General features: G+C 39.9%; 6 protein-coding genes. All 6 read right to left on the bottom strand.

Annotated features, from left to right (window positions below; genetic code table 11):
• The coding region (locus tag ABFC84_00430; protein MEN6411213.1) for a Clp protease N-terminal domain-containing protein at positions 1-776 on the bottom strand (776 nt) is incomplete at its 3' end.
• Positions 776-1,270: a peptide deformylase gene (def, locus tag ABFC84_00425; GenBank protein ID MEN6411212.1), complete on the bottom strand. Its 495-nt coding sequence runs from the start codon at positions 1,268-1,270 to the stop codon at positions 776-778. The genes ABFC84_00430 and def, both read right to left, overlap by 1 nt.
• The gene (locus ABFC84_00420; protein MEN6411211.1) at positions 1,270-2,082 is read right to left on the bottom strand and encodes a J domain-containing protein; all 813 of its coding nucleotides are present in this window, start codon (positions 2,080-2,082) and stop codon (positions 1,270-1,272) included. The genes def and ABFC84_00420 overlap by 1 nt, the downstream gene beginning before the upstream one ends.
• 67 nt (positions 2,083-2,149) lie before the next feature.
• On the bottom strand, positions 2,150-2,413 hold the full coding sequence (locus tag ABFC84_00415; GenBank protein ID MEN6411210.1) for a hypothetical protein: 264 nt from the start codon (positions 2,411-2,413) through the stop codon (positions 2,150-2,152).
• Complete coding sequence (locus ABFC84_00410; protein MEN6411209.1) at positions 2,410-2,832, bottom strand: hypothetical protein; 423 nt, start codon at positions 2,830-2,832, stop codon at positions 2,410-2,412. Before ABFC84_00410 ends, ABFC84_00415 begins: the two co-directional genes overlap by 4 nt.
• Before the next feature lie 58 nt (positions 2,833-2,890).
• The gene (locus ABFC84_00405; protein MEN6411208.1) at positions 2,891-3,289 is read right to left on the bottom strand and encodes an S-adenosylmethionine decarboxylase; all 399 of its coding nucleotides are present in this window, start codon (positions 3,287-3,289) and stop codon (positions 2,891-2,893) included.
• Positions 3,290-3,415 lie beyond the last annotated feature (126 nt).

Below are 3,415 nucleotides of genomic sequence, written 5' to 3'. Positions count from 1 at the left end.
TCAAAATCACCACGATACTTGCTGCCAGCAAGCATTGCACTGATATCCAGATTGTAGATTGTATGATCCTTGATAAAATTGGGAACAGCGCCCTCTACAATCTTTTTAGCAAGGCCTTCGGCAATTGCAGTTTTACCAACACCGGGCTCACCCACCATCATGACATTGGATTTGCCGCGTCGGGCCAGTACTAGCAGAATATCATCAATCTCCTTTTCTCGTCCAATAACGGGATCGATCTTCTTCTGCTTAACTTTGTTGTTGAGGTTAGTGCAATATTGCACAATGATTTTTTCCAACTGCGACGAAGCAGCATCATCAATGATGTCGTCGTCTAGATGTTCTGTTTCCTGATTGATGAATTCAATAAATTTATCCTGATCAATTCCAGCCTTTCGCATGAAATAAACTGCATGGCTCTTCTTTTCAGAAAAGAGTGCGAGGAAGCAGTCTCTGGGTTCGATTACAGTTCTAGCAGCAAACAGTACTTGTGTGAATGCTCGATTAAGCATTCTTTCAATACTATGTGTTTTTTGTGGCCGACCCTCTAAAGAGGCAACTTTGATATCGTCAAGGTTGTTGGCAATAAAGTTTTCAAGATCGCCCTTGAGCATGGGAACATCAGCACCGAATTCAACTAAAAGTTTTTCAAATTTAGAATCAGTCACCATGCTGTATAGGAAATGCTCTAGTGTGATATATTCGTGATTATTTTTAACAGCACACTTGACAGCCTTTTCAAACATTGCTGCAAGATCTGAATTTGGTTCCAACATTAATATTTTTTCCTTTTCGATTTTTTAGTAGCCATATCCCATTTAAGGGCACTAACTCGATCACGCATGGTAATACCGCATAAGTGATCTAACTCATGTAAAAAACAGTTGCATTCGTAATCTTCAAATGTTCCCTCCATAATTTCGCCCTGCGCATTTTGCCAGCGGGCTTTGATTTTTGATGGCCTTTTTATTTTAACAAATATTCCAGGGAAGCTCAAGCATCCTTCTTCCATATCAGTTGTATCAGTGTCGGCCTCAATGACCTCGGGATTAAAAAATGCCATCCCGTTTTCTGGGTCTTCGTAATGCCCCATTACAAACACATTAGCTCTAATGCCCACCTGATTGGCAGAAAGTCCAATACCTCCACTTTTATAAAGGCATTGTAACATATATTTTTCTAATTGTAAAGGGTCCACTGATGGATTACTGAAATCAAATGTTGGCATTTGTTCACGGAGAATCGGATTGGGATAATGGATAATATTCATTACAACTCCATATTTCTTAATTGTTCTTTTTGTTGTTCAGTTAAAATTGGAATTTTAACCTTTATTTTAAGCAGCATTCTGCCACGGATAGAATTGTTGTTAAAGTTCGGCATTCCATATCCAGCAATATTTAATATTGTGCCGTTCTGTGTTCCTTCGGGAATTTCGGCCTGCAACTGACGATTGTCGATGGATTTCAATGAAATTTTCTTGCCTAACACAGCGTCAAAACAGGAAATTTCCACTTCCTGAATTAAGTCGTCACCAGATCTATAAAACACGGGGTGGTTTTGGATCTGTATGTTTAATAAAAGATCGCCCCGTGGAATGTTAGGAATAGAATCATCACCCATTTCACTCAACTTCAACACAGTTCCATCATGTACACCTGGTGGAATTTTAATATTGATAGTCTGTTCTCGCCCACTGGGAAGGTTTATAGTGGCATAGACATCCTTGCCATAGAAAGCCTCTTCCAGTGTAATAGTTGCTGAAAGCTGTAGTGAATGATTTGTAGGCGTCCGCCTTCTGAATCCAAAAATGTCTCCAAAAGGAGATGCGTGACCAAACATCTCTTCAAACCCCGGTGGAAATCCACCAAAATTGTGTTGAGACTGCGGCTGCGGATTATCATATTCCGCTCGCCGTTGAGCATCGCTTAACGTTGCATATGCTTCACTGACTTTTTGGAACTCTCCAGCATCGCCACCGCGATCTGGGTGATGCTGCATCGCTAGCTTGCGATACGCTGATTTAATTTCTTGTTCAGTTGCTGATCTATCTATGCCTAAAACTTGGTAATAATCTGTCATTAATGATATCCAGGATAATAATGTTTAATTATACATAAGATTAACCTGAAAGTCAATACGTGGACGTTTAATCAACACTGTTAAAAATTTCACGCTGTTTCTGGTACCATTCAATCCATTTGCCATTTCGATCCTGACACATGTGGTATCGTCCGTAATTACTGTTAACGACACCAATTACTTCGCTCAATTTATCAGTTTCCGGTGTCTGTTCCAGGTCCGGACAGGGCTTAAGGAGTTCCTCGGGTACATCCGGGAAATTTCTATCTAAAGGAACTGTGGTACAACCAGCTAATAGAATCAATGAAGATAATGCGAAAAGCTTGTTCATTTGTTTTCTCCAGCTAATGGATTTTTAGCACTGTTATTTAGAATATCAATGACCAATGGATCAACTTTGCATTCCTTGTCAATAGTCACAGTATTTTCACGGATTATTGTCTGAACGCTTTCGGTGTGATTGGTGATAATTTCACTGTTCTTTTGAATTTCTGTGGTAAGCTGCGTGTTTAGTTCTTCGCTTTTTGCTTCAGCCTCTGCAATTTTTTCTTGCAGTTCTTTAACTTCGTTCTGGTACCACTGATGCGTTCCGTATGCCCCTTCAAGGTATAGTCCCGCACAAATTATAGCTACTGCGGCAATCCTTGCTGGACCATTGTAAGCAGCTGGTAATGGAAAAAGTTTACTAATATATGTAAGTGCAAGGGCAACAATACCTAGTAAAAGTACACCGTGTACTACTAAAGCCATTATGCTCATTGGTAAAAGATGTATAATCCACATAGTAATTGTCCCTTACACTTACTTATTAAGCAACGCTAGCAAATAACCCTTTATCAAGTAGAACTAGCTCGTTTTCTCGATCAATGTATTTGTATTCAGTCTTCACTGGTTCGAATGGTTCGATTGCCTTAAACACATCTTGTATGTTTAACGTACTACACGTATAAACATCTAGCTGCATCATCGCAGGTTCGCATTCATCCCACACATGCATTGCTATGTGAGAAGTTTCAATAATAGTCACGGCGGTCAGCCCGCGATTACCGACCATGTCAGAATATACAGCGTAAGGGCCCATTAGAATTTTCATACCGATTTGATCCACTAGACTTTTCATCCAGTCTTGGATCGCTTCGGCACATTTTGGTGGATTGTTTAACTCTGCTCTGACGATAAGATGCTTGTGTTCAAGTACTTTACCCATTTCATACCTTCCCTGTTTAAATGGTGATATCCGCATGGATATAAATCGCCGCGGTAGTTTATTTATCTTAATGTGTGTAGATTACCAAGAGTGCTTAGAAAGTATGATGGCTTTCTTTCCGTTTCT

The sequence above is a fragment of the Veillonellales bacterium genome (genome assembly GCA_039680175.1).
Classification (GTDB): Bacteria; Bacillota; Negativicutes; order JAAYSF01; family JAAYSF01; genus JBDKTO01.
This window is presented reverse-complemented; position numbering and strand designations above follow the sequence as displayed.

Excerpts from the sequence above, each read along its gene's own strand:
- ABFC84_00405 (MEN6411208.1), bottom strand. The coding sequence starts at position 3,289 with ATGGGTAAAGTACTTGAACACAAGCATCTTATCGTCAGAGCAGAGTTA.
- ABFC84_00410 (MEN6411209.1), bottom strand. The coding sequence starts at position 2,832 with ATGGCTTTAGTAGTACACGGTGTACTTTTACTAGGTATTGTTGCCCTT.
- ABFC84_00415 (MEN6411210.1), bottom strand. The coding sequence starts at position 2,413 with ATGAACAAGCTTTTCGCATTATCTTCATTGATTCTATTAGCTGGTTGT.
- ABFC84_00420 (MEN6411211.1), bottom strand. The coding sequence starts at position 2,082 with ATGACAGATTATTACCAAGTTTTAGGCATAGATAGATCAGCAACTGAA.
- def (MEN6411212.1), bottom strand. The coding sequence starts at position 1,270 with ATGAATATTATCCATTATCCCAATCCGATTCTCCGTGAACAAATGCCA.